The organism is Arthrobacter sp. STN4 (assembly GCF_024539665.1).
GTDB lineage: Bacteria > Actinomycetota > Actinomycetes > Actinomycetales > Micrococcaceae > Specibacter.
Map to the genome: position 1 here is coordinate 1 of NZ_JAKZGX010000033.1, position 25,958 is coordinate 25,958.

Below are 25,958 nucleotides of genomic sequence, written 5' to 3' on the forward strand. Positions count from 1 at the left end.
GTGGGACAAGGAGGCGGAACGTTCCATACGGAATGGCCAACAAAATTGAGACAGTTCCTACCCCATCCGTCTCAATTTATCTGGCCTCTTCCCACGTCAACATGGCCAACTAAATTGAGACAGGACAGCGGGCAACGACTCGGTGCTGTTCGACTCCAACACGCTGGCGGCGCCCCTGGCTGATGGCGGCTATGCGTTCACCGGCACCAAGATCTTCACCTCCCTGTCACCGGCGTGGACCCGCCTGGGCATCTTTGGCAAGGACACCACGGGCGAGGAGCCGGTGCTGGTGCACGCCTTCATCACGCGGGACGCGCCCGGCTACACCATCAAGGATGACTGGGACACGCTGGGCATGCGGGCCAGCCAGTCCAACACCACGGTGCTTGACGGCGTGGTGGCGCCGGCGGAGCGCGTGTTCCGCAAGCTGCCTGTGGGGCCCAACGCCGACCCGCTGATTTTCGCCATTTTTGCGTGCTTCGAAACGCTTCTGGCGGCCGTGTACACGGGGGTGGGGGAGCGGGCCCTGCAGATCGGCGTGGCAGCAGTGCAGCGGCGGATGTCCAAGAAGACCGGAAAGCCCTATTCGCAGGATCCGGACATCCGCTGGCGCCTGGCCAGTGCCGCCATGGCCATGGACGGGCTGTACCCCCAGGTGGATTCCGTGGCGGGCGATGTCGATGCACTGGTCAACCACGGGGCCATGTGGTTCCCGAAACTGGTGGGCCTGAAGGTGCGTGCCACCGAAACGGCCCGCGATGTGGTGGACAGTGCGGTGCGGGTCAGCGGCGGCGGAACATACTTTTCCGGCAACGAACTGGGCCGCCTGTACCGGGACGTGCTGGCCGGGATCTTCCACCCCTCCGACGATGAGTCGGCCCACGGCACCATCGCCAACGCGTGGCTGGGGCCGCTTGAGGGGTAGTCAGTAGACGTCCAGCGTCCGCTCCACCCGCATGACCTTCCGGCGCAGCCAGTACCTGCGGCTGCCGCCAAAATACAGGCGGCTGCGCTCCAGTTCCCACTTGCCGTACTCGGCATGTTCGCGCAGCCGCTGGTAGGCCAGGGGCGCCGGCTCGTCGGGCCGCAGCGATATGATCAAGTACTCATACTGCCGGTTCGGCGCACCCTTTCCGGTACGCACCGGCTGCAACATTTCCTTCATGGCCATCCATCCGTCATCCGCTGCGGCTGCTTAGCCTGCTCTTGCTTAAAGCTACCTGTTCCCGGCCCCCAACGGGGTCTTTCAAGTTGGCAGACACACTGGTAGCGTCGAGCGCATGAGCATAGATCCGCGGGCGGCCCTGAACGCCTTGACCACCGCCCTGGAAGAACACCTGGTTGCCGCTTCCGCGCGCCGCGGGGAAGAGGACCCGGTCGTGGAAGCAACGTTCCTGGCCATCATTGATGCGTTTGAAGTCTACGAAGAGGCCTTGTTTGACGCCTTTGACGAGGTGACCCCGCTGGTCATCTACGGCGAGGACGATTCCGAGCTGGATGACGGCGATTCAGACGAACCGATCGACGACGACCTCGAGCCCATCGACGACTGAGCGCAGGCGCGCCGAAAGTCCCGCTTAGCCGGACACCTCATTCAGGACCGTGGCGATCTGGTCCGGCAGGGGTGCCAGGGACGAACCAAGGATTTGTTCCAGCTGGTCCGTCGTGCGCGGCCCCACCACGGCCCCGGCCACGGTGTGCTGGTCCAGCACCCAGCTCAGGGCCACGTCAAGCGGTGAGCGCCCCAACCCCTTCGCGGCGGTGAGCAGGGCTTCGGTCACCCTGGTGGGGCGCCCTTTAAGGTACGGCTCCACATAGGCGCCCATCGCTTCGCTGGCGCCGCGGGAATCGGCCGGGATCTGGCCGCGGTACTTGCCCGTCAGCACGCCACGGCCCAGTGGCGCCCAGCACAGGACGCCGGTGCCGACATGGTCGGCGGCAGGCTGCACCTCCCGTTCCATGCCGCGGGCCAGCAGGGAATACTCCACCTGGTTCGCCACCAGCGCCGTGTCGGAAAGTGTGGCGGCGCGCGCCAGCTGCCACCCGCTGTAGTTGGACACACCGGCGTACCGGGCGCGGCCCGTGGACACCGCCAGTTCCAAGGCGCTCAGCGTCTCCTCCAGTGGCACGTTTTCATCCCAGGTGTGCACCAGCCACAGGTCCAGGTGGTCGGTGCCAAGCCGCGCCAGGGTGGCGTCGAGGCTGGCCAGCATGGCCCGCCGCGAGGTATCCACCATGCGCTTGCCGCCGCGGTGGCTGATGCCGGCCTTGGACACGAGCACCACGTCGCTTCGCGGAACCACGTCGCCGATCAGCTCGCCCAGGATCGCCTCGCTGCGGCCCTCGCCATAGCTCATGGCCGTGTCAACGGTGGTGCCGCCGGCATCCATGAACGTGCGCAGCAGCTCTCGGGCGCAGTCGGCGTCGGTTTCGCTGCCCCAAGCCATGGTGCCCAGTGCCAGTGCCGACACGCGCAGTCCGCTGGTGCCCACGAATCGTTGTTCCATGGGGTCTAGCTTACGGGGAACACGGGGGTGCTTCGACGGCGCGGCCCGCCCGGGGCGCCGGCCGGCATGCCCTATGCTGAACGCGTGAACTGGTTTGAAGCGGCCTTCCTCGGCCTGGTCCAAGGCCTGACGGAATTCCTGCCGATTTCCTCCAGCGCCCATCTATTTGTCGTCGGAAAGTTCCTGCCCTCGGGCGAGGACCCCGGCGCTGCCTTTACCGCAGTCAGCCAGCTCGGCACGGAAGCTGCCGTGCTGGTTTTTTTCTGGCGCGACATAGTGCGCATCATCAAGGCCTGGCTTGGCTCCCTCCGCGGCTCCGTGCCGCGCGATGCCCCCGACGCCCGCATGGGCTGGCTCGTCATCATCGGCACCGTTCCGATTGCCGTCCTCGGCGTGGTGTTCCAGCACTATATTGAATCCACCCTGCGGAACCTGTGGATTGTGGCGGTGACCCTCATCGTGTTCGGCCTGATACTGGCCGTTGCCGACACCTACGCCAGCCAGCAGCGCGAACTCAAGGACCTCACGTACAGGCACGGCATCATCTATGGATTCGCACAGGCACTGGCCCTCATCCCCGGGGTGTCACGCTCGGGCGGCACCATCACGGCGGGGCTGTTCATGGGCTACACCCGCGAGGCAGCGGCCCGGTATTCCTTCCTCCTGGCCATCCCCGCCGTCTTCGGCAGCGGATTCTACGAACTGTACAAGGTGCTGGCCAAGCACGAAGGGGCCCAAGGACCCTTCAACATCGGCCAGATCGCGCTGGCCACGGTCATTGCGTTCGTTGTGGGATATCTCATCATCGGCTGGTTCCTCAAATTCATCTCCACCAAGAGTTTCCGCCCGTTCGTCTGGTACCGCATAGCGCTGGGACTCTTGCTGTTCATCCTGCTGGGCCTGGGCGTCATCACCGCCTGAGCTACCAGGCGGTAGCGCCTCCCGCCCTCCCCAAACACGCTTCGCGCGTTCGGGGGCAAGCGGGCAGTAGCGCCTCCCGCCCTCCCCAAACACGCTTCGCGCGTTCGGGGGCAAGCGGGCAGTAGCGCCTCCCGCCCTCCCCAAACACGCTTCGCGCGTTCGGGGCCCCTCGGGCAGTAGGCTGGAGCATGTGAAAACTTGGAAATCCCGTCCTGTTCCTGAACTTCCCGGCACCATGCCCGAGCTTTTTCTCCACGAAACAAGCGCCAACCGGGTCACTGCGCTGCCTTCCGGGGACCAGGCCAGCCTCTACGTCTGCGGCATCACCCCGTACGACGCAACCCACATGGGCCACGCAGCAACCTATGTGGCCTTCGACCTCCTCAACAGGGCCTGGCTCGACGCGGGCCGCTCCGTCAGCTACGTCCAAAACGTCACCGACGTGGACGACCCCCTGTTGGAACGGGCCACCCGCGACGGCGTTGACTGGCGCGACCTCGCGCTGGAACAGACCGCCCTGTTCCACGCGGACATGGAAGCGCTGAACGTGGTGGCCCCCAACCAGTACATCGGGGCCGTGGAGGCCATCGAGTGGATTGTGCCGCAGATCGAGGAACTCGTCGAAGACGGGCTGGCGTACCGGGTCGCCGGATCGGGCGGCGAGCCGGACGGGGACGTGTACTTCGACGTTGCTGCCGCCTCCGCCGCCACGGACCGTGGCGGGATTGACGGGCCCTGGTGGCTGGGCCAGGTGTCCGGGCTGACGGAGGAGGAAATGCTTCCCGTCTTTGCCGAACGCGGCGGCGACCCTCAACGGCCCGGCAAGAAGCATGCCCTTGACGCACTGCTGTGGCGCGTGGCCCGCGACGGCGAGCCCCAGTGGGACGGGGCAACCTTGGGCCCTGGCCGGCCGGGCTGGCACATCGAATGCACCGTCATTGCCCAACGCTTCCTGCCCGAGCCGTTCACGGTCCAGGGCGGCGGCTCCGACCTCGTCTTCCCGCACCATGAAATGGGCGCCGGCCACGCCTTCGCCCTCAGCCATGTGCCCATGGCCCGCCACTACGCCCACACCGGCATGGTGGGCCTGGACGGGGAAAAGATGAGCAAGTCCAAGGGCAACCTGGTGCTCGTCTCCAAGCTGCGGGAGCAGGGGGTCGAACCGGCAGCCATCCGCCTGGCGATCCTGGCCAACCACTACCGCTCGGACTGGTGCTGGACGGACGCATTGCTGGCCAACGCACAGCGGCAGCTCGCCACCTGGCGCAAGGCCCTGGAGGCCGCCCCGGAAGGCACGGCCACCGCACTGCTCGGCGAAATCAGGGCCGCCCTGGCAGCCGACCTCGACGCACCCCGGGCGCTGGCCGCCGTCGACCATTGGGCGGGCCAGGCACTCGCCGGGGAACAGCAGTGCTGCGAACGGGACGCGGCCCTGGTCTCCGACGCCGTGGAGGCCCTCCTCGGCGTGGAGCTCTAGAACGGTCGGGCCCCGCCCCGGCCCCACTGCGGGGCGGGGAAATCAGCCCTGGTCGCGCCCGCGCCGGCGCAGGTAGCGCTCAAACTCCTTGGCGATCGATTCACCGGTCGCCTCGGGCAGGTCCTCGGTATCCTTGGCGTCCTCAAGCTGGCGGACGTAGGCGGCGATTTCCGGGTCGCCGGCGGCCAGGTCGTTGACGCCGCGTTCCCAGGCCTGGGCGTCGTCCGCCAGTTCGGAGGTGGGCAGCGAGACCTGGAGGAAATCCTCAATTTTGTTCAGCAGGGCCAGTTCCGCCTTGGGGGAGGGCGCCTGGGCCACGTAGTGCGGCACGGCCGCCCACAGCGAAACCGTGGGGAGCCCGGCCAGCAGCGACACCTCGTTGAGCACCCCCACAATGCCCACGGGCCCCTCATACTGGCTCGCCTCCAGGCCCAGCCGCTCGCGCAGCTCGTCGTCGTCGCAGGTGGCCGTGACGGGAATGGGGCGCGAATGGGGGACATCGGCCAGGAGCGCCCCGACCAGGACCACATAGTCCACGCCCAGCTCCGAGGCCTTGGCCAGCAGCTCGGCCGTGTAGGCCCGCCAGCGGTAGGAGGGTTCCACGCCGTGCACGAAGATGACGTCGACATCCGTGCCGGGGATGGAGGCTTTGGCGATCTTGGTGACGGGCCACTTGATCCTGCGCGCCCCCGTTGAGGTGTGCCGCACCTCGGGCCGGGTGAACTGGAAATCGTAGTATTCATCCGGCTCGATGACAAAGACCCGCTTGGCGCCCCACAGCCGGTGCAGGTACTTGAGCGCGTCGCTGGCCGCCTCACCGGCGTCGTTCCAGCCCTCGAACGCGGCCAGGAGCACGGTGACCCGCCCGCCGTCGGCCGCGGGGCCAAGCAGGCGGTGGTTGTCTGCGGCTGGGGTGCTGTTCTCGCTACTCACGTCTCCAGCCTACGTCCCGCTGCGATTTCCGCCACCGGACACCGCGTGGCGGTGCGGACGCAAATATTAACCTTCGGCAACCCACGTAGACTGGAAGCATGTATTTACCCGTCGACTCCGCCCTGCAAGAACGCACCGTCCCGGCTCCCTCCGCGGCCCCTGCGCTGAAGGCCGTCCTCTGGGACATGGACGGCACGCTCGTTGACACCGAGCCCTATTGGATCGCGGCGGAGATCGAACTGGTGACCGCGCACGGCGGACATTGGGATGAAAAGCTTGCCACTTCCATGGTGGGCAACGCACTGGAAACCTCGGCCGCGATCTTCCAGGACATGGGCGTTGACCTGACCATCCGCGAGATCGTCGACCAGCTCTCCGGCAGCGTCTCGGCCGGCATCCGGAAGCAGGTGCCGTGGCGTCCCGGGGCCCGCCAATTGCTGGCCGGGCTGCATGGGCGCGGCGTGCGGTGCGTGCTCGTGACCATGAGCGAGCGCCCGCTCGCGCAGGAAATCGTCGACGCCCTCGACGCGCCCTACTTTGAATTCCTCGTCACGGGGGACCAGGTGACACACGGCAAGCCGCACCCCGAACCGTACCTGACCGCCGTCGAGCGGCTGCGTGCCGGCGATCCGGGGCTGACGGTGGAGAACTGTGTTGCGCTGGAAGACTCCATCCCCGGCACCGCCTCCGCCATGGCAGCGAACGTGCCCACCATTGCGATCCCGCACGTTGTCCCGCTGCCTGAGGACCCCCGGCGCACCACCTGGCAGACATTGGCCGGGAAGACCTGCGATGACGTCGCAGCAGTCCTGGCTGCCCATGCCGGCATGGCAGGGAGCGACGCATGAGCTCCCACGCCACGGCCAAAAAGCCCCGCCGCGAAGGCATAGTCCTGGGCTCAGTGGGCGGCACCCCCGTGATCCTTGCCAATTCCTGGTTCCTGATCGCCGCCTTCACGGTCATTGTCTTCGGCCCGCAGCTCTCGCACGGGTTTCCCACCCTCGGCGCCGGCGTCTACCTGGTGGCCTTTGCCTATGCCCTGTTGCTGCTGTTCTCGGTGTTCATCCACGAACTCAGCCACGCCCTCGCCGCCAAACTGTACGGCTGGCCCACCCACAAGATCGTGTTGAACCTGTGGGGCGGACACACCGAGTTCGACTTCACCAAGGCCACGCCCGGGCGTGCCCTTGTCGTGGCCTTCGCCGGCCCCGCCTCCAACTTTGTCCTGGCCGCCCTGGCATGGCCCCTGCAACTGGCTGCGTCCCACCCGACGTCCCTCACGGGAGCGGTGGTGCTGCTGCTGGCCAACATCTTCATCTGGGCGAACCTGCTGATCGGCATTTTCAACGTGCTGCCGGGCCTGCCGCTGGACGGCGGCCGGCTGGTGGAATCCATCGTCTGGAAGGCCACGGGCATCCAGGAAAAGGGCACCGTGGCCGCCGGCTGGGCCGGACGCATCATTGTGGTGCTCATCGTGGCCGGCGTCCTGGTGGTGCCGTACCTGCAGGGTTCGGCACCGGACCTGACCACCTCCTTCATCGTGGTCCTGCTGGCCGGGTTCCTGTGGATGGGGGCCTCCGCCGCCATCAAGGGCGCCGCCATCCGGCTCCGGCTGCCCGCCATCACCGCCGGAGCCCTTGCGGCCCCGGCCGTCAGCGCCGCCGAAAACTGCACCGTGGCCCAGCTGTGGACCCTGCGCGCGCGGTATCCGCAGGCACCGATCGTCCTGTGCGCCGCGGACGGCCGACCCTCCGGCGTCGTTGACGAACACGCCCTGGCCGCAGTGCCGCCCCATGCGGCAGTCCAGACACCCGCCCATGCGGTGGCCCGGACCATGACCCCAGGCGCCTACGTCCCCGAAACCGCTTCGGGAGCCGAGCTGGTCCAGTACCTTTCCCAGCTTCCGGACACCGAATACGCCGTCATTGACAGCCACGGCCGGGTGACAGGCCTGCTCAGCCAGACGAAGGTGGTTGCCGCCATCACCGGCAAATAGCCCGGCGGCCATATGAGGCTGCGCCGCCGCGGCCCGGCCGCCCCTGTCCCTCCCTGTTTGACACGACACCCACTGCCGCACGCAGACCCCGTTAGGAAACCCCACGCATGAGCCAGAGCGACACCTCGTACAGCCCCGCAGCCCCCGCCGCCACGGCACTGTCCCACCAGCCCCACGGTGCGTCCTCACGCCGGGGCCCGTTCCGGGCCGGTGAGCGGGTGCAGCTGACCGACGAGCGCGGCCGCATGAACACCATCACCCTGACCCCCGGCACGGCGTACCACACGCACAAGGGCTTCCTGAACCACGACTCCCTCATCGGCCAGGTGGAAGGCTCCGTGGTGGAAAACAACGTGGGGCAGCAGTACCAGGCCCTGCGCCCGCTGCTCTCCGACTTTGTCCTGTCCATGCCGCGGGGGGCCGCCGTGGTCTACCCCAAGGACGCCGGCCAGATCATCACCATGGGCGACATCTTCCCCGGAGCACGGGTGGTCGAGGCGGGCGTCGGTTCCGGCGCGCTGTCCATTTCGCTGCTGCGCGCCGTGGGCGATGCCGGCTACCTGCACTCCTTTGAACGCCGCGAGGAATTTGCCGACATTGCCCGCGGAAACGTGGAAACCATCTTCGACGGGCCGCACCCGGCGTGGAAAATCTCCCTCGGCGACTTCCAGGACCAGGTGGTGGCCCAGGAAGCCCCCGGCAGCATCGACCGCGTGGTCCTGGACATGCTGGCACCCTGGGAGTGCCTGGACGCCGTGGCCACGGTGTTGGCACCGGGCGGCGTCTGGGTGAACTACGTCGCCACCGTCACGCAGCTCTCCCGCACCGCCGAGGCCATCCGCGCCGACGGCCGGTTCACCGAACCCGACGCATGGGAATCCATGGTCCGCGGCTGGCACCTGGAAGGCCTGGCGGTGCGCCCGGACCACCGCATGGTGGCACACACCGGCTTCCTGATGGTCACCCGTAGGCTCGCCGACGGCGTCACCGGGCTGAACCTGAAGAAGAAGACCAAGGCCGAATTCAGCGAGGAGGACCTCAGCCACTGGACGCCCGAGGCCGTGGGGGAACGGGCCGTCTCCGACCGCAAGCTCCGCCGCGCCGCCCGCGATGCCGCCTCCACCGTGCAGACCAAGCGCACCAAGAGCAGGACCGGTACGGGCGAAACTGACTGAAACCGGCACAAACACCGGTGCCGACGCTGCAGCCGGCGCCCGGTGCCACTAAGGTCGGTAGTAGAAGTATTGGGCGAACTGCAGTACGTAGCGGCGGTGCGCCGGCCCTTCGGCCGCACCGCCACCAGTTCCTTGCGGAAGGACCAGACCACCATGAGCGACGCAACAAACTCCCCGGCCGGCCCCGGCGGGACGGAACAGCCGGCACCTTCGACGTTCCCGGCGTCGTACACGGCGGGCCCAGGCCAGCTGGCAGTGCTGGAACGCCAGCTCAACGTGCTCCGGGACAAGGCCCGCAACCTTGACCGGCAGCTCTCCGCCGCCACGCAAAACAACACCAAGCTGGTCGCCATGCTTGAGACCGCCAAGACCGAGATCCAGAAACTTCGCAGTGCCCTCGAGAACGACGGCCAGCCCCCCTACGGTTTTGGCACCATCATGGCCCTGCACCCCCGCAGCGGCAGGGGCCTCGCCGACACGGCGGCCGGCGTGGCGGTCACCGAGGAAAGCGTTGACGTGTACGCGTCCGGGCGCAAGATGCGCGTCGGGATCAGCCCCCTGGTCCGCCTGGCGCAACTGCGCGTCGGCCAGGAAGTGCTGCTCAACGAAGCTTTCACGGTCATCGCCGGCCTGGGGTTTGAGCGCGTGGGCGAGGTGGTCACGGTCAAGGAACTGCTCGGCAGCGACCGGGTCCTGGTCACCGGCCGTTCGGACGAGGAACGCGTGGTGCGGCTTTCCGGAGCGCTTCAGGAGGAGAAGCTGCGGGTGGGCGACGCGCTGACGGTGGAGGGCAAGACCGGCTACGCGCTGGAGAAGATCCCGCGCTCCGAGGTGGAAAACCTGATCCTGGAGGAAGTCCCGGACATCTCGTATGCGGACATCGGCGGGCTGGCGTCCCAGATTGAACAGATCCGCGACGCCGTGGAACTGCCGTTCCTGCACCCGGACCTGTACCGCGAACACGGGCTCAAGGCGCCCAAGGGCATCCTGCTCTACGGCCCTCCCGGCTGTGGCAAGACCCTCATCGCCAAGGCCGTGGCCAACTCGCTGGCCCAGCGGGCTGCCGAACGCTCCGGCGTCAAGGACCAGAAGAGCTACTTCCTGAACATCAAGGGCCCGGAGCTGCTGGACAAGTACGTGGGGGAGACGGAGCGCCAAATCCGGCTCATCTTCAGCCGCGCCCGCGAAAAGGCTTCCGACGGCAGTGCCGTGGTGGTGTTCTTCGATGAAATGGACTCGCTGTTCCGCACCCGCGGCACCGGCGTGTCATCCGACGTCGAAACCACCATCGTGCCGCAGCTGCTCAGTGAGATTGACGGCGTGGAGCGCCTGGACAACGTCATCGTCATCGGCGCCTCCAACCGGGAGGACATGATCGACCCGGCCATCCTGCGCCCGGGCCGGCTGGACGTGAAGGTCAAGATCAACCGGCCCGACGCCGAGGCCGCCGCGGACATTTTCGCCAAGTACGTCACGACCGGCCTGCCGTTCCACCACTTTGACGTGGAAGCCAACAACGGCAGCCTGCAGCAAACCGTCGACGCGATGATCCAGCGCACCGTGGAGGCCATGTACGCCACGGACAAGTCCAACGAATACCTGGAAGTCACCTATGCCAACGGCGACACCGAGATGCTGTACTTCAAGGACTTCAACTCCGGCGCCGTCATCCAAAACGTGGTGGACCGGGCCAAGAAGTACGCCATCAAGGACCTGCTCATGAACGGGGAAAAGGGCATCCGGATCGAGCACATGCTCCGCGCCGTGGTGGACGAGTTCCGCGAACACGAGGACATGCCCAACACGACCAACCCGGACGACTGGGCCCGGATCTCCGGCAAGAAGGGCGAGCGGATCACCTACATCCGCACCATCGTCCAAAGCAAGGACGGGCAGGAGCCGGGCCGGACCCTGGAAACGGTGCGCAACACCGGCCAGTACCTGTGAGCGCGGTGCGGGTCATGGGGGCGGAAACCGAATACGGCATCCACACCCCCGGGACCAACACGTTCAACGCCACCTGGCTCTCCACCCAGGTGGTCCATGCCTATTCGCAGGAGACGGGGCACCGGGCCGCGGCGGGCGGGGAGACCCGGTGGGACTACACCGACGAGGACCCCCTGGCGGATGCGCGCGGCTGGGTGGTGCCCCGGGACGAGGCGCACCCCAGCCAGCTGACCGACGTCGAACCTGAACTGACGGCGGCCCAGATTGCCCTCGAAGGCGGGGAGACTGGCGGCCGCGACCCGGGCCCGCTGATGATGAACATGGTGCTGGGCAACGGGGCCAGGCTGTACGTGGACCACGCCCACCCGGAGTATTCCTCCCCGGAGGTGACCAACCCGCTCGACGCCGTCCGCTGGGACGCCGCCGGGGACGCCGTGGCGTTGGCCGCCGTGCGGCGCATCGCCGCCACGCCCGGGCTGCCGGCCGTCAACCTGTACAAAAACAACACGGACAACAAGTCAGTCTCCTACGGCAGCCACGAAAACTACCTCATGCCGCGCCAGGTGCCTTTCCGGGACATCGTCACCGGGCTGACCCCGTTCTTCGCCACCCGCCAGCTCATCTGCGGCGCCGGCAGGGTGGGGCGCGGCCAGGACGGCTCCGGCAGCGGCTTCCAGATCAGCCAGCGGGCCGACTTCTTCGAGGCGGAGGTGGGGCTGGAGACCACCATCCGCCGGCCCATCATCAACACCCGCGACGAACCGCACGCCACCTCGGAAAAGTACCGGCGCCTGCACGTGATCATCGGCGACGCCAACCTGAGCCAGGTCTCCAACTACCTCAAGTTCGGCACCACGGCGCTGGTGCTGGACATGATTGAACATGGCACGGCCCCCGAACTGCAGCTGGCGGACCCGGTCGCGACGCTGCGGGCCGTCAGCCACGACTGGCGCCTGGCCAAGACCCACCCGCTCTCCAACGGTCGCAGCCTTACGGCCCTGCAGATCCAGTGGCGGTACCTGGAAGCGGCCAAGGCCCACGCCGCCGCCAACGGTTCCTCCCACCCGGAGACGGGCGACGGGCACACGGCGGACGTGCTGGCCCGGTGGGAACAGGTGCTGACCGGGCTGGGCACCGACCCGATGTCCCTGGCCGCCCAGGTTGAATGGGTCGCGAAGCTCAAGCTGCTCCAGCAGTACCGGGCCCGGGACAACATGGACTGGAAGGATCCGCGGCTGGCACTCATCGACCTGCAATGGTCGGACATCCGGCCGGAAAAGGGCCTGTACTACAAGCTGCTGCAGCGCGGAGCCATGGAGCGGCTGCTCAGTGACGCGGACATTGCCCGTGCCGTGGAGCAGCCGCCGCAGGACACCCGCGCCTACTTCCGCGGCATGTGCATCCAGCGCTACGGGGCGAACGTGGCCGGGGCCAGCTGGGATTCGGTCATCTTTGAACTGCCCTCCCAGCGCCGCCTCCAGCGGGTTCCCACGAAGGAACCGCTGCGTGGCACCAGGGAGCTGACGGGTGCGCTTTTTGAATCCAGTCCGGACGCGCAGACATTTCTGGGCAGGCTGCTCGCCGGGGCCGGCTAGCAGAGCGGCCAAACACGGCCGGTGCCACACGGCGCAATCTCCAGGCGGCCGTGGCAGGATGGAAGGGAAGGACCGGCTACGAGTCAGAAGGGCACATCATGGCTTCCCAGGAACAAAAGAACACCTCTTCCCGCACCGAGGAAGAACAGCTCGAGGATTCCCCGCTGCCCACTCCCGCCCCTGATTCCGGCGCAGCGCAGGCAGCCACCTCCGGCGTTGACGACCTGCTCGATGAAATCGACGGCGTACTGGAGACGAACGCGGAGGAATTTGTGCGCGGCTTCGTCCAAAAGGGCGGACAGTAGAGCCCATGGACTCCCACCACAGGGGTTCCGTCCCCTTCCTGGAAGCCGCCGGGGCGTCGTCGTCGTTCCTTGATTTTGTGACCGCGAGCAATCCGGCCTTGCTGCCCTTTGGCCGCAGCCTGCCTGCCGGGCAGATGCCCGAGACCCCGCACGGGACCACCATCGTGGCGCTGACCTTCGCCGGCGGCGTGCTGATGGCGGGGGACCGGCGTGCCACCATGGGCAGCATGATCGCCAACCGGCACATTGAAAAGGTGTTCCCGGCGGACCGTTATTCGGTGCTCGGCATTGCCGGGACGGCCGGGATCGCCATTGACATTGTGCGCCTGTTCCAGGTGGAGCTGGAGCACTACGAAAAGATCGAGGGCACGCAGCTGAGCCTGGAGGGCAAGGCCAACCGGCTCGGCGCCATGATCCGGGCCAACCTGCCCATGGCGCTGCAGGGCCTGTCAGTGGTGCCGCTCTTTGCCGGCGTCGAAGCGGGAGGATCATCCGGAAGGCTGTTCTCCTACGACGTCACCGGCGGCCGCTACGCCGAACTTGAGCACCACAGCGTGGGCTCGGGCTCCGTCTTCGCCCGCGGCGCGCTGAAGAAGCTCTGGCGCCCGGACATGGACCGGGACACCGCCGTGGCCGTGGCCGTCGAAGCCCTCGTGGACGCCTCCGACGACGACTCCGCCACGGGCGGCCCGGACCTGGTCCGCAAGCTGTGGCCCAGTGTGTATGTGGTGACGGACGACGGCGCCACCCGGGTTTCCGCCGAGGCGCTGGCTCCCGTGGTGCAGGCCATCATGGACCGGCGCACCGCCGAGGGAAGGGAAGCCTGAGCATGGCACAGCAGTTCTATGTTTCGCCGGAGCAGATCATGAAGGACCGTGCCGACTTTGCCCGCAAGGGCATTGCACGCGGCCGTTCCGTGGTGGTGCTCAGCTACGCCGAAGGCATCGCCCTGGTGGCCGAGAACCCCTCACCGACGCTGCACAAAATCGGTGAGATCTATGACCGGATCGGTTTTGCCGCCGTGGGCAAGTACAACGAGTTCGAAAGCCTGCGCCAGGCCGGGGTGCGCTACGCGGACGTGCGCGGCTACTCGTACGACCGCGCCGACGTGACGGCCCGCGGCCTGGCCAGCGTCTACGCCCAAAGCCTCGGCGCCGTCTTCACCGCCGAGCAAAAGCCCTTCGAAGTGGAACTTGCCGTGGCCGAAGTGGGCCCCACCCAGGCGCAGGACCACATCTTCCGGCTCACCTTTGACGGCTCGATTGCCGACGAACCCGGCTTCCTGGGGATGGGCGGCGAGGCGGAAGTGGTTCAGCAGCGGCTTGCCGATTCATGGCGGCCCGGCGCCGGGCTGGCCCTCGCCCTGTCCTGGGCGGTCGACGCCCTCCGGGCGCCACGGGCCAACTCCGCACAGGGTGAGGAGGCCGAGCCCCTTGGCCCGGCCAACCTTGAAGTGGCGGTCCTTGAACGCACCGTGCGCGAGGTGCGCGGGCTTCACCGGGCGTTCCGCCGCCTGCCCGGCTCCGACGTCGGGCAGATCCTCAACTCCAGCGGAAAGGCGTAATCGTGGACCGGCGCATCTTCGGCATTGAAACGGAATTTGGCATCGCCTACTCGGCGCAGGGCTCGCGGCCGCTCTCACCGGAAGAGGTGGCCCGCTACCTCTTCCGCAAAGTGGTCAGCTGGGGGCGCTCGTCCAATGTGTTCCTGCCCAACGGCTCACGCCTGTACCTGGATGTGGGCTCGCACCCTGAATACGCGACCGCCGAGTGTGACAGCCTGGCCCAGCTGATCACCCACGACCGCGCCGGTGAGCTGATCCTGCACGACCTCGTCACTGAGGCGCAGTCACGCCTTGCGCTGGAGGGCTATTCGGGCAAGATCTTCTTGTTCAAGAACAATGTCGATTCCGCCGGGAACTCCTACGGCAGCCACGAAAACTACCTGATCACGCGCCGGGGCGAGTTCAACCGAGTGGCGGACATCCTCATTCCGTTCCTGGTGACCCGCCAGCTGATCGCCGGCGCCGGCAAGGTGCTGGGCCCCCAACAGGGCGGGCACTTTGCGTTCTCGCAGCGTGCGGACCACATCTGGGAAGGCGTTTCCTCGGCCACCACCAGGTCCCGGCCCATCATCAACACCCGCGACGAGCCCCACGCCGACGCGGAACTTTACCGTCGCCTGCACGTCATCGTGGGCGACTCCAACATGTCCGAGACCACCACCATGCTCAAGGTGGGGACAGTGGACTTGATCCTGCGCATGATCGAGGCAGGCACCATCATGACGGACATGCGCATGGAAAACCCCATCCGCAGCATCCGTGAAATCTCCCACGACCTCACCGGCAAGCACGCGGTCAAAATGGCCGACGGACGCACCATGAACGCCATTGAGATCCAACGCCACTACCTGGAGAAGGCCGCAGGCTTTGTCCGCTCGCACGGGGCCCACAACGAACTGGTGCCGCGCATCCTGGAATTGTGGGAACGCACCCTGGACGCGATCGAAACGCAGGACTACGCCACCATCGACACCGAAATCGACTGGGCCATCAAGCTCAAGCTGCTGGGCGCCTACGCCGCCCGGCACGACGTTGACCTCGGCTCCGCCAGCGTGGCCCAGCTGGACCTGCGCTACCACGACATTTCCCCGGAGCGGGGCCTGTTCAACGTGCTGGAGCGCCGCGGTGCGGCCGCCCGGGTCACCACCAACGAGGCCATTGCCCGCGCCGTCGACGAGGCACCCGCCACCACGCGGGCCCAGTTGCGCGGCCGCTTTGTCCAGGCCGCCCGCGATTCCGGCCGCGACTACACGGTGGACTGGGTCCACCTGAAACTCAACGACCGCTCCCACCAGACCATCCTGTGCAAGGACCCGTTCCAAAACACCGACGAACGCGTGGACGAACTCATCGCCTCCCTCAAGCCGGGCTACTGACGGCTCCGAGTCCGGCCGGCAACGGTCCGGACAGCTTTTCCCCAGCTTCGACGGTTAGGCTTGTTGCGCGTTCCGCCCCAGGCACGCAGCATGTGCCGGGGCTGCACCGTTTGCCCTTCCGCCCCTGCCACAAGAAAGTATCTTCCTTGCGCCGACTTCTTGCCTTGCTGCTTCCCGTCCTGCTTCTGCTGACCGCCTGCGGTGCCGGATCCCAGGCTGCATCGACATCGCCCACCGCGAGCGCCTCCGCCACGGTGCCGCCGTCCCATGCCGAGGCATTGGCCTCGGTCACGGTATCCGACCAGGGCAAGGCCAAGGCGCCGAAGGTCAGCTTCACCAAGCCGCTGAAAATCACCGCAGAGTCCATGAGGCTGCTCAAGGACGGCACGGGTGCCGCCGTCAAGGACGGGCAGACCGTGGTGTTCCATGAAATCGACCTTGACGCGTCCACGGGCAAGACGGTCGTTGAAAACTTCAGCAAGCCGACCGGCAGCACCCTCACGCTCAGCGACTCCTTCAAGAGCCAGTTCCCGCTGGTCTACGCCACCTTCACCTCCGCCAAGGTCGGCGCGTACATCGCCTACGGCACACCCGCCACGCCCGCCGTCCCCGCGTCGTCCACCTCGGCCGCCCAACCGGCCCGCGCGGCCGGCCTGAGCGTCTTCCAGATCAGCAGTGCCAAGGATCCGGCCAAGCTCATGAGCTCCGGCGATGTGGCCAAGCTGGCCAAGGCCGGCGGCCTGCCCACGGCCAAGTTTGACGCCAAGGGCGTCCCGAGCATCACCATCCCGAAGAAGGCCGCACCGGCCGACCTTGCGGTCCAGGTCCTCACCGAAGGCAAGGGCGACGTGATCAAGGGTACCGACACCATCTCCGCCTGGTACACCGGCTGGAGCTGGTCCGACGCCAAGAAGTTCGACTCCGCCTACGACCGCGGGGCGGCCGCCTCCTTCAGCCTGGCGCAGGTCATCCCGGGTTGGACCATGGGCCTGACGGGCCAGCGGGTCGGCTCCACCGTCCTGCTGACCATTCCCGCGTCCCTCGCCTACGGCGACTCACCCCAGGCCGGCCAGCCCGGCGGCCCCCTGGTGTTTGTTGTTAAGATTGACTCGAAGAAGTAATCCACCCAACCCCAAGGAGCACCATGTCTTTTGGTACCCGCGACTACGACCGCACCAAGCCCGAAATCGACTTCCCCGACCACGAGGTACCCACCGAACTGGTCATTGAGGACCTCATCGAGGGCACCGGCACCGAAGTGGTCCCCGGCAGCACCGTCTCCACGCACTACGTGGGCGTCGCCTTTTCCACCGGCGAGGAGTTCGACTCCTCCTGGGGCCGCGGCACCCCGCTGGACTTCCGCGCCGGCGTCGGCCAGGTAATCCAGGGCTGGGACCAGGGCCTGATTGGCATGAAGGTGGGCGGACGCCGCCGCCTGGAGATCCCCTCCGAGCTGGCCTACGGCTCACGCGGGGCCGGCGCGGCCATCGGCCCCAACGAAGCCTTGATCTTCGTCGTGGACCTCGTGGGCGTGCGCTGACCCCAGCGTGCCACGCACGACGCCGGCCCCCAAGCTTGCCGCTTGGGGGCCGGCGTCGTTGAGGGCAGGGCACGGCCACGGGCGGGGAAGCGGCGCGCCAGCCAGTAGTCTGGTGGGGTGCCAAAGAAAATCGATTCGGTGGAACGCCTGCTCAACCTGGTCATCGCCCTGCTGGGCAGCCGCCGCGGGCGCAGCCGCAAATTCATCCGTGACCGCGTGAACGGCTACGCACCCGCCGCCGGGGGCAGCGCCGGTGGGGCGAAACAACAGGTGGCCTTCGAGCGCATGTTTGAGCGGGACAAGGACACGCTGCGGCAGGTCGGCATCCCCATCCGGACCGCCACCAGCTTCGACGGCGACGACGAGGAGCAGACCCTGTACCGGATCGACCCGGCCGACTACCGGGTGCCCGAGATCCGCCTCGACGAGCCGGCCATGACCATGCTGGCAGTGGCCGCCAACCTGTGGACCGGGGCCGCCTTCAGCGGCGCCGCGCAGTCCGCGCTGCGCAAGGTGGCCACCCGTGCGGGGCTGGGCTGGTATGACGACGACACGACCGTCCAGGCCCGCGTCCGCACCCTCGAGCCCGCCTTCGAACCGCTCTGGACTGCGCTGCGCGAAAGCCGCCCGGCCACCTTTGACTACCGCGCCGCGGGTGCCGCGGAAACCACCACCCGCACCGTCCAGCCCTGGGGGCTGGGCAGCAAATATGGCCAGTGGTACCTGTTCGGCTATGACGAGGGCCGTGCGGGGGCACGCAATTTCCGGCTGTCCCGCATCCAATCCGAGGTGGCGGTCGACGCCGGACGCACCTTTGAGCGCCCGGCCGGGTTTTCCATTGCCGAGGTGCTCAAGGGCCTGGGGACCGGCGAACCGGCCACGGCCCGCATTGAAGTGCCCGTGGGCGGCACCCATTCCCTGCGCAACCGGAACGGAACCACTGTTTCCGGTCCGGGGACGCGCCCGGGCACCGAAATCCTCTCCGTCCCGTACCGGGAACCGGAGCTGATGGCCGACGACCTGGCCTCGCTTGGTCCGGTTGCCGTGGTCCAGGACCCCCCTTCGCTGCGCCAGGCCGTCCTCGGCCGCCTTCAGGCCGCGGCCGCCGCGGCGGAAACCCCGCCGGGCCCCGAGGGCACCGCTGCCCTGCCGCCGGTCCTTGGCGCGAGGATTCGACAGCTGCCCGGCGGGAAGGCCGATTCACGCGAACGCCTGCTGCGGCTGCTGTCCATGGCCCCCTTCCTCGTCGCCAACCCCGGCATTCCCGAGTCGGAGCTGGCCGCCGAATTCAACCTCGGCACGGACCAGCTTAAAAGGGACCTGGACACCCTCAGCGTCACGGGGCTTCCCGGCTACCTGCACGGGGACCTCATGGATGTCTTCACGGAACAGGGGCACGTCTACATCCGCGACGCCGAGACGCTGTCCGCCCCGCTGCGGCTGACACAGGAGGAGGCGTGCGCGCTGCTGGTCGGCCTGGACGCGCTCACCGCCCTGGCGGGCAGCGCCGAGGCCGCGTCCCTGGCCACCGCCATCGAGGCTGTGCGCGAAGTCGCCGGCCCGGACGCCTGGCTGGCCGGCGCCGTCGCACTGGCCCTGGTGGGCGGCAGCGAGCTGGAGACCATCGCGGCGCTGCAGGCCATGATCCAGGAACGGACGGCGGCCCGCATCACCTACCTGGTGCGCAGCCGGGACGAGCTGACGGAACGGACCATAGAGCCGCACCGGCTCTTCTCGATTGACTCCGCCTGGTACGTGCGCGCCTGGTGCCGCAACGCGGGGGAGCTGCGCAACTTCCGGGTGGACCACATCCAGTCCCTGGCAGCCGCCGGCCCGCAGGAACATGACCTGCCCGGTCATGAGGCACTCGACCCGGCGGCGGTGCCGCAGAGCGCCTACATGCCCCGTGAATCCGATGCCCTGGTTTCCCTGCTGGCGGACCCCGCCACGGCTCGGCGCCTGGCCCCGGCCTACGACGGGCTGCTCCACGAGCCCGGCAACGGCCGGGAGGACCTGCTCGGACTGCAAATCCTGGTGGCGGATTCCGCCACCATTCCTCCGCTCATGGCCCGGCTGGGCGGCCATGCCCGCGTGCTGGCCCCCGAAGCGGTGTGCCGGCAGGTGGGGTCCTGGCTCGCGGCAGCCCTGGCCGCCTATGAACCGGATCACGCTGTGGGCGAAAACGCGCCGGGTACATCCAGCAAATATCGCTAGACTTAATACATGCCTTGGTGGTCATGGATCTTGATTTGGGTTGCGCTCGTGGCGCTGGCCCTGCTTTTCGTTGTCCTCATGGGCCTGAAGGTGTGGCGGGACGGGCTGAAGACGCTGCATGCCGTCAACGAAGTGGGTGAGCAGCTGGGCACGCATTGGGCCGAATGCTCGGAGGCGGCCGCACAGGCGCAAAAGGGCGAAGCCCGCAGCACCGTCCCGGGTGCGGCAGTCTTTGCAACGCCTGAAAAAATGAAGGATGATTATCTGGCGGCCAAGGAAGCCCGACAATTTTCCCGGCTTCAACAGCGCGTCGCCCGCAGGAAAGAACGCGGACAGCTCCAATCCTTGCGCGACATCAAAGCACTTCAAGACGTAGGATGAACCAAAAGGAAAGGCGTTAACCGTGGGAAGAATATTTGAGAACCCGGCTGTAGTTATTGTCCTGATCATTGTGGTGGTGCTGCTCTTTGCCGCCCCGAAACTTCCCGGCATGGCACGGAGCCTGGGACAGTCCATGCGGATCATCAAGTCCGAGGTCAAGGAAATGAAGAACGACGGCAAGGAAGAAAAGCCGGCCCCGGCCCCGGCCCCTGAAGCCCCCGTTGAGGGCAAGATCGTGAACAACCCGACCCAGCCGGGCAGCACGTCAGGCACGGGTACCGGCACCGGTACCGGCGCCCAGTCATAGAAACCATTGCAGAGCCGGTGAACGCCCCGAAAGGCCGCAAAGCGAATCCTGAAGGCCGCATGCCGCTTAAGGAGCACCTGGTTGAGGCGCGGAACCGGCTGTTCAAGAGTGCCCTTGCCATGCTCCCCGGCGTTGTCATCGGGTGGATCATCTACGATCCCCTGATGGCAGCACTGACACAGCCCCTGCGCGACATCAGCCGCGAACGGGGCATCGTCGCCTCACTCAACTTCTCCGGTGTCACCACCTCCTTTGACCTGAAGCTGCAGATTGCCCTCATCCTGGGTCTTGTCATTGCCTCCCCGGTGTGGATCTACCAGCTGTGGGCCTTCATCACCCCGGGGCTGACCAAAAAGGAACGGCGGTACACGCTTTCCTACATGGCCGCCTCCGTGCCGCTCTTCCTGGCCGGCATCTACGCCGGCTGGCTGATCTGGCCCAACATCGTCCGCGCCATGACGTCCTTCACGCCGCAAGGCGGGTCAAACATCCTGGACTCCCTGGACTACCTGCGCTTTGCCCTGCAGCTGATGCTGTTCATGGGCGTGGCGTTCCTGGTTCCCGTGCTCCTGTTTGCACTCAACGCCATTGGCCTGGTCCGTGGCGCCACCTACCTGAAGGCCTGGCGCTTCACCATCCTGGGCGTCACGATCGTCTCCGCCATGGCCGCCCCCGGCTCGGACGTCATGTCCATGTTCTTTTTGGCGATCCCGCTATTGGTGCTGTATTTCGGCGCCATCGGCCTGTGCATGCTCAACGACAAGCGCCGCGACCGGCGGAACGCCAAGATTGCGGCCGAAACCGAGGCCACGGCGGACACGGCCAAGCCGCTCGCGGAACTCGACTGACCCCGCCAACACTGCCGGACCTACCGTTGCGGCAGCCCCGCCCCGGGCGGGGCCGCCGCGGCATGGACAGGGCCCGGGCTGGCATAGGCTGGATCCATGCCGATGAACGAACCCGCAACGCCCGCCGAACGCTATGCGGCCGCAAAGCTGATCTCCGCAGATGCCGGCACCGAGTTTGGTGCGTTCAAGCAGGGCTTTGACTTTGGGCTTGACCCCTTCCAAATCGAGGCGTGCCGTGCCCTGGCTGCGGGCCGCGGCGTCCTGGTGGCGGCCCCCACGGGCGCCGGGAAGACCATTGTGGGCGAGTTTGCCGTCCACCTGGCACTGGCCCAGGGCAACAAGGCGTTTTACACCACCCCCATCAAGGCCCTCAGCAACCAGAAGTACCAGGAGCTGGCCCACAAGTACGGGGCCAAAAACGTGGGGCTGCTGACGGGGGACACCAGCATCAACTCCGAAGCCCCGGTGGTGGTCATGACCACCGAGGTGCTGCGCAACATGCTCTACGCGGACTCGGATACGCTGTCCGGGCTGGCGTTCGTCATCATGGACGAGGTCCACTACCTGGCCGACAGGTTCCGCGGTGCCGTGTGGGAGGAAGTGATCATCCACCTCCCCGCCGAGGTGGCCGTCGTCTCGCTGAGCGCCACCGTTTCCAATGCCGAGGAATTTGGTGCCTGGCTGGGCACTGTCCGCGGTGACACCGCGGTGGTGGTCTCCGAACACCGCCCCGTGCCCCTGTGGCAGCACGTCATGGTCCAGCGGGACATTGTGGACCTGTTTGCCACGAACAAGTCCTTTGACGAGATTGCCGCCGAGCTTGGGCCGGGCACCGACGCCACCGGCCGCTTCAAGGTCAACCCGGAACTGCTCAAGTTGGCCCGCAGCGAATCGGGCCGGCCGCACCGCGGCAGCTACGGTTCCCGGCCGGGCCGCCGCGACCGCCGCGACGGACGGTACGGCGGGCAGGGCGCCTCGGCGTTCGCGTCCGACGGCGGCATGGTCAAGCGTGCCTCGCGGCCGCAGGTGATCCGGGCCCTGGACAGCCGCGAGCTGCTGCCGGCCATCACCTTCATCTTTTCCCGCGCCGCCTGCGACGCCGCCGTCCAGCAGTGCGCAGCCGCCGGCTTGTGGCTCACCACCCCGGCGGAGCGCGCGGAAATTGCGGACCGTGTCGACTCCGCGTGCGCGGAACTGCCGGATTCGGACCGGGAGGTACTGGGGTACTGGGCCTGGCGTGACGGGCTGCTCCGCGGCCTGGCCGCCCACCATGCCGGCATGCTCCCCAGCTTCAAGGAGGTGGTGGAGTCGCTGTTCGCCGACGGGCTGGTCCGGGCGGTGTTCGCCACCGAAACCCTGGCCCTGGGCATCAACATGCCGGCCCGCACCGTGGTGCTGGAAAAGCTGGAAAAGTTCAACGGCGAGGCCCACGTCGGGATCACCGCGGGGGAGTACACCCAGCTGACCGGGCGCGCCGGACGGCGCGGGATCGACGTGGAGGGCCACGCGGTGGTCCTGTGGCAGCCGGGCACCGACCCCACGGCCGTCGCCGGGCTGGCCTCACGCCGCAGCTACCCGCTCAATTCCAGCTTCCGCCCCACCTACAACATGAGCATCAACCTGGTGGCCCAATTCGGCCGCCGCCGCACACGGGAGATCCTCGAGTCCTCGTTCGCCCAGTTCCAGGCGGACCGCTCCGTCGTGGACCTGGCCCGGCAGGTCAGGCGCCGCGAGGAATCCCTGGCCGGCTACGAAAAGGCCATGGCCTGCCACCTCGGCGACTTCAACGAATACGCCAAGCTGCGCCGCGAACTCTCCGACCACGAGTCCGGCGCTTCCCGGGCCAAGGCCAAACAGCGCCGCGCCCGGGTTGCGGAGTCCCTGGCCACGCTGCGTCCCGGGGACGTGATCATGGTGCCGGCAGGGCCCAACCCGGGTCCCGCCGTCGTGCTTGAGGCCGATCCGCAGGCCCGCGAACCGCGCCCCGGCATCCTCACGGCCAACAAGGAACTGCGGCGCCTGGGCATCCACGAGCTGGAGGGGCCCGCCCTGCCGCTGGCGCGCGTGCGCATCGGCAAGGGCTTCAACCCCAAGCTGCCCAAGGACCGCCGGAACCTGGCCCAGCAGCTGCTCGACGCCGTGGCCGGCGGCGGCACCCTGCCCCCGGACCGGACCGCCTCCTTCAGCCGGCAGCCGTCGGCCCACGCCGACGACGAAGCCATCGACACCCTGCGCCGCGCCCTGCGTGCGCACCCCTGCCACGGCTGCCCGGACCGGGAGGAGCACGCCCGGTGGGCCGAACGTTGGTGGAAGCTGCGCCGCGAGACCGACGGGCTGGTCCGTGCCATTAACCAGCGCACCAACACCATCGCCAAGACCTTTGACCGGGTCACCGAGCTGCTGGCCGCCTACGGCTTCGTGGAGCGGGACGACGCCGGGGAGCTGCGTCCCAGCGCCGACGGCCAACGGCTGCGGCGCGTGTACGGCGAGAAGGACCTGCTGATCGCACTGGCGCTGCGTGACGGCGCCTTTGCCGACCTCGACGCAGCCGAACTGGCGGCCTTCGCCACCACCGTGGTGTTCACGGCCAAGCGCGACGACGGCGGGGCCCGGCCCAGGATGCCCAGCATCAGCCTGGAGACCTCGGTGGAGTCCGTGGTGCGCCTCTGGTCGGTGCTGGAGGACGCCGAGGAAACGCACCGCCTGCCCCTGACGGCGGAACCGGAGCTGGGATTGGTGTGGCCCATGTACAAGTGGGCCCGGGCGCGCAGCCTTCAGGACGCCCTCAAGGGCACCGACATGGCCGCCGGCGACTTTGTGCGCTGGACCAAGCAGGTGGTGGACCTGCTCGACCAGCTGGCCAAGGTGCCGGGAATGGAACGGGGCTTCTCCCGGTTGTGCATTGAGGCCATCCAACGGATCCGCCGCGGCGTGGTGGCGTACACCACCGTGGTCGACTAGCGCGCGTCCCCCTTCCCCTGCCGTGCCGTACTGGCCCTCCCGGTCCAGATTTGCCCCGTCCTACGAAAGGAACACTTTCCCCATGTCTCTGACCATGTACCGCAACGGTTCCGTCTACAGCGCAGCCGACCCGTTCGCGACGGCCATGCTGGTGGACGGCGACACCGTCGCCTGGGTCGGCTCCGAACACGCTGCGTCGTCGCTGCTCGACGACCGGATGCGGCTCGTGGACCTCGACGGCACGCTCATCACCCCGGGGTTCGTGGACTCCCATGTCCATGTCACGGAGACCGGCCTGGCCCTCGACTCCGTGGACCTGTCCGGGGCACGGTCCGTGGAGCAGGCCCTGGACCTGGTGGCGGCAGCGTCGGCAGGCAGCACCGGCCCGGTGCTCGGGCACGGCTGGGATGACTCCGACTGGGCCGTGCAGCGGCCGCTGACGGCCGCGGAGCTGGACCGGGCCACGGGAGGCCGCGAGGTGTACCTGGCACGCGTGGACGTCCACTCAGCCGTCGTCTCCGGCGCCCTGGCCCAACGGTGCGGCCTGGCGCAGCTGCCGGGCTGGGACGGCACCGGGCTGGTCACCGGCGGGGCCCATGCCGCCGCCCGGTCCGCCACCCGGGCGCTGGACGGCGCGGGCCTGCAGGCGGTCCAGGAGCGTGCACTGCGCCACGCCGCCGCCAACGGCTACGTGGCCCTGGCGGAAATGGCCGCCCCCCACGTGGGGTCCCCGGCCGACCTCGCCTCGCTGGCGGCCCTGACTGCCGACGGCGCAGCGTCGGCCCTGCCTGAGGTCCTGCCGTATTGGGGCCAGGCCGTCTCCAGCGTCGAGCAGGGCCGCGAGCTGCTCGCGTCCCTGGGCACCCCTGTCCTGGGCCTCGCCGGTGACCTGAACATCGACGGCTCACTGGGCTCTCATTCCGCCTTTTTGCGCGAACCCTATGCCGACCTTTCCGCCGGTGCCCCTGGCAGCTGCGGGCAGGCCTACTTGGACGCAACGCAGGTGGCCGACCATCTGGCCGCCACCTCCGTGCTGGGCATCTCCGGCGGGTTCCACATCATTGGCGACGGTGCCATGGAGATCGCCTGTGAGGGTCTCATCAAGGCAGCCGAACGCGTCGGCCTGGACAAGGTCCGTGCGGCCGGCCACCGCTTTGAACACGCCGAAATGGTCGATTCCGACGCCATGGAGGTGCTCGCCCGGCACGCTGTCACCGTCTCGGTGCAGCCCGTTTTTGACGCCTTCTGGGGCGGGGGCGAGGGCATGTACGCCCGGCGCCTGGGCGCGGAACGGGCAGCCGGCCTGAACCCGGTGGCGGCGTTCTATGCCGCGGGCGTGCCGGTCTGCTTTGGGTCCGACGCCCCCGTCACCCCGCTCAACCCCTGGGCCAGCGTCAAGGCGGCCCTGAACCACCACCAGCCGGGCGAACGCATCTCGGCCCGGGCCGCGTTCATTGGGCACACGCGGGCCGGATGGCGTGCCGCCCGCGGCTCCAACCCCATGCTGGGCCAGCTGGCGCCCGGTGCGCCCGCCAGTTTCGCGGTCTGGGAAATTGACCAGCTCATGGTCCAGGTGGCCGATGAACGGGTGCAGTCCTGGTCCACGGACCCTCGCGCCGGCACTCCCCTGTTGCCGGCTCTCGACACGGAAAACGCCCCCCGCTGCCTGCAGACGGTGCACCGCGGCCGCGAACTCTTCGCGGCACCGGACTTCAGCTGACGGCCGCCACGCCCGGCCGCAGGCGACACGCCGTGGTGGGGCAACTTTCCGCCCCGCGGCGCAGGCCGCTGACCTGCAGCGACGCGGATCGCCGCAGGTCAGGGCCGTGTTGACAGCGGACGTGGCGGGAATTAGCTTTTATTGAAGCGGACGACCCCGGATGGGGGATCCCGGCCGGACCCGGCTTGGGC

23 protein-coding genes and 1 pseudogene are annotated in these 25,958 nt (G+C 67.9%); 21 read left to right on the plus strand and 3 right to left on the minus strand.

What is annotated here, in order from left to right; translation table 11 throughout:
• Positions 1-127: 127 nt before the first annotated feature.
• Positions 128-925: pseudogene (locus tag MMF96_RS17235) on the plus strand (acyl-CoA dehydrogenase family protein); the annotation flags it as partial.
• Here the strand turns inward: MMF96_RS17235 and MMF96_RS17240 are convergent.
• Positions 926-1,165 carry a DUF5703 family protein gene (locus tag MMF96_RS17240; RefSeq protein ID WP_176615986.1) on the minus strand — a complete coding sequence of 80 codons (240 nt, stop codon included), beginning with the start codon at positions 1,163-1,165 and terminating at the stop codon, positions 926-928.
• Between the two features lie 115 nt (positions 1,166-1,280).
• On the opposite strand from MMF96_RS17240, the gene MMF96_RS17245 reads away from it, so the two are divergent.
• A complete protein-coding gene (locus MMF96_RS17245) occupies positions 1,281-1,553 on the plus strand; it encodes a hypothetical protein (RefSeq protein WP_176615985.1) in 273 nt (90 codons plus the stop codon).
• A gap of 24 nt (positions 1,554-1,577) precedes the next feature.
• Here MMF96_RS17245 and MMF96_RS17250 read toward each other — a convergent pair whose 3' ends face one another.
• Positions 1,578-2,507 (minus strand): aldo/keto reductase, encoded by a 930-nt coding sequence (locus tag MMF96_RS17250; RefSeq protein ID WP_256884255.1) that lies wholly within the window; start codon positions 2,505-2,507, stop codon positions 1,578-1,580.
• Between the two features lie 84 nt (positions 2,508-2,591).
• On the opposite strand from MMF96_RS17250, the gene MMF96_RS17255 reads away from it, so the two are divergent.
• On the plus strand, positions 2,592-3,428 hold the full coding sequence (locus MMF96_RS17255; protein ID WP_176615983.1) for an undecaprenyl-diphosphate phosphatase: 837 nt from the start codon (positions 2,592-2,594) through the stop codon (positions 3,426-3,428).
• Between the two features lie 190 nt (positions 3,429-3,618).
• Complete coding sequence (mshC, locus tag MMF96_RS17260) at positions 3,619-4,905, plus strand: cysteine--1-D-myo-inosityl 2-amino-2-deoxy-alpha-D-glucopyranoside ligase (protein WP_256884256.1); 1,287 nt, start codon at positions 3,619-3,621, stop codon at positions 4,903-4,905.
• A gap of 42 nt (positions 4,906-4,947) precedes the next feature.
• Here mshC and MMF96_RS17265 read toward each other — a convergent pair whose 3' ends face one another.
• Entirely contained in the window at positions 4,948-5,838 is an 891-nt protein-coding gene (locus MMF96_RS17265; RefSeq protein WP_176615981.1) for a PAC2 family protein, read from the minus strand.
• Positions 5,839-5,936: 98 nt separating this feature from the next.
• On the opposite strand from MMF96_RS17265, the gene MMF96_RS17270 reads away from it, so the two are divergent.
• The 17 genes from MMF96_RS17270 (at position 5,937) to MMF96_RS17350 (ending at position 25,767) form a co-directional block, all read left to right on the plus strand.
• Positions 5,937-6,686, plus strand: coding sequence for an HAD family phosphatase (locus tag MMF96_RS17270; protein WP_256884257.1), 750 nt, complete (start codon positions 5,937-5,939; stop codon positions 6,684-6,686).
• On the plus strand, positions 6,683-7,834 hold the full coding sequence (locus MMF96_RS17275) for a site-2 protease family protein (protein WP_256884258.1): 1,152 nt from the start codon (positions 6,683-6,685) through the stop codon (positions 7,832-7,834). The genes MMF96_RS17270 and MMF96_RS17275 overlap by 4 nt, the downstream gene beginning before the upstream one ends.
• A gap of 107 nt (positions 7,835-7,941) precedes the next feature.
• On the plus strand, positions 7,942-9,009 hold the full coding sequence (locus tag MMF96_RS17280) for a tRNA (adenine-N1)-methyltransferase (RefSeq protein WP_256884259.1): 1,068 nt from the start codon (positions 7,942-7,944) through the stop codon (positions 9,007-9,009).
• Between the two features lie 153 nt (positions 9,010-9,162).
• Positions 9,163-10,956, plus strand: a complete 1,794-nt coding sequence (gene arc / locus MMF96_RS17285; protein ID WP_256884260.1) for a proteasome ATPase — start codon at positions 9,163-9,165, stop codon at positions 10,954-10,956.
• Positions 10,957-10,970: 14 nt separating this feature from the next.
• The gene (gene dop, locus MMF96_RS17290) at positions 10,971-12,551 is read left to right on the plus strand and encodes a depupylase/deamidase Dop (RefSeq protein ID WP_176615976.1); all 1,581 of its coding nucleotides are present in this window, start codon (positions 10,971-10,973) and stop codon (positions 12,549-12,551) included.
• A 98-nt stretch (positions 12,552-12,649) separates the two neighbouring features.
• The gene (locus MMF96_RS17295) at positions 12,650-12,856 is read left to right on the plus strand and encodes a ubiquitin-like protein Pup (protein ID WP_176615975.1); all 207 of its coding nucleotides are present in this window, start codon (positions 12,650-12,652) and stop codon (positions 12,854-12,856) included.
• Between the two features lie 5 nt (positions 12,857-12,861).
• A complete protein-coding gene (gene prcB, locus MMF96_RS17300) occupies positions 12,862-13,683 on the plus strand; it encodes a proteasome subunit beta (protein WP_256884261.1) in 822 nt (273 codons plus the stop codon).
• Positions 13,684-13,685: 2 nt separating this feature from the next.
• Positions 13,686-14,420, plus strand: coding sequence for a proteasome subunit alpha (prcA, locus tag MMF96_RS17305; protein ID WP_176615973.1), 735 nt, complete (start codon positions 13,686-13,688; stop codon positions 14,418-14,420).
• A gap of 2 nt (positions 14,421-14,422) precedes the next feature.
• Complete coding sequence (gene pafA, locus MMF96_RS17310; RefSeq protein ID WP_176615972.1) at positions 14,423-15,796, plus strand: Pup--protein ligase; 1,374 nt, start codon at positions 14,423-14,425, stop codon at positions 15,794-15,796.
• 146 nt (positions 15,797-15,942) lie between these two features.
• Positions 15,943-16,917 carry an FKBP-type peptidyl-prolyl cis-trans isomerase gene (locus MMF96_RS17315; protein WP_256884262.1) on the plus strand — a complete coding sequence of 325 codons (975 nt, stop codon included), beginning with the start codon at positions 15,943-15,945 and terminating at the stop codon, positions 16,915-16,917.
• Between the two features lie 23 nt (positions 16,918-16,940).
• Positions 16,941-17,336, plus strand: coding sequence for an FKBP-type peptidyl-prolyl cis-trans isomerase (locus tag MMF96_RS17320; protein WP_256884263.1), 396 nt, complete (start codon positions 16,941-16,943; stop codon positions 17,334-17,336).
• Positions 17,337-17,453: 117 nt separating this feature from the next.
• Positions 17,454-19,550 (plus strand): YafY family protein, encoded by a 2,097-nt coding sequence (locus MMF96_RS17325; protein ID WP_256884264.1) that lies wholly within the window; start codon positions 17,454-17,456, stop codon positions 19,548-19,550.
• Positions 19,551-19,598: 48 nt separating this feature from the next.
• Positions 19,599-19,931, plus strand: coding sequence for a hypothetical protein (locus MMF96_RS17330; protein WP_256884265.1), 333 nt, complete (start codon positions 19,599-19,601; stop codon positions 19,929-19,931).
• A gap of 22 nt (positions 19,932-19,953) precedes the next feature.
• Positions 19,954-20,238 carry a Sec-independent protein translocase subunit TatA gene (tatA, locus tag MMF96_RS17335; protein ID WP_176615967.1) on the plus strand — a complete coding sequence of 95 codons (285 nt, stop codon included), beginning with the start codon at positions 19,954-19,956 and terminating at the stop codon, positions 20,236-20,238.
• A gap of 59 nt (positions 20,239-20,297) precedes the next feature.
• A complete protein-coding gene (gene tatC / locus MMF96_RS17340) occupies positions 20,298-21,086 on the plus strand; it encodes a twin-arginine translocase subunit TatC (protein ID WP_176615966.1) in 789 nt (262 codons plus the stop codon).
• Positions 21,087-21,182: 96 nt separating this feature from the next.
• Complete coding sequence (locus MMF96_RS17345; RefSeq protein ID WP_256884266.1) at positions 21,183-24,047, plus strand: RNA helicase; 2,865 nt, start codon at positions 21,183-21,185, stop codon at positions 24,045-24,047.
• Positions 24,048-24,129: 82 nt separating this feature from the next.
• Positions 24,130-25,767 (plus strand): amidohydrolase, encoded by a 1,638-nt coding sequence (locus MMF96_RS17350; RefSeq protein WP_256884267.1) that lies wholly within the window; start codon positions 24,130-24,132, stop codon positions 25,765-25,767.
• Positions 25,768-25,958 lie beyond the last annotated feature (191 nt).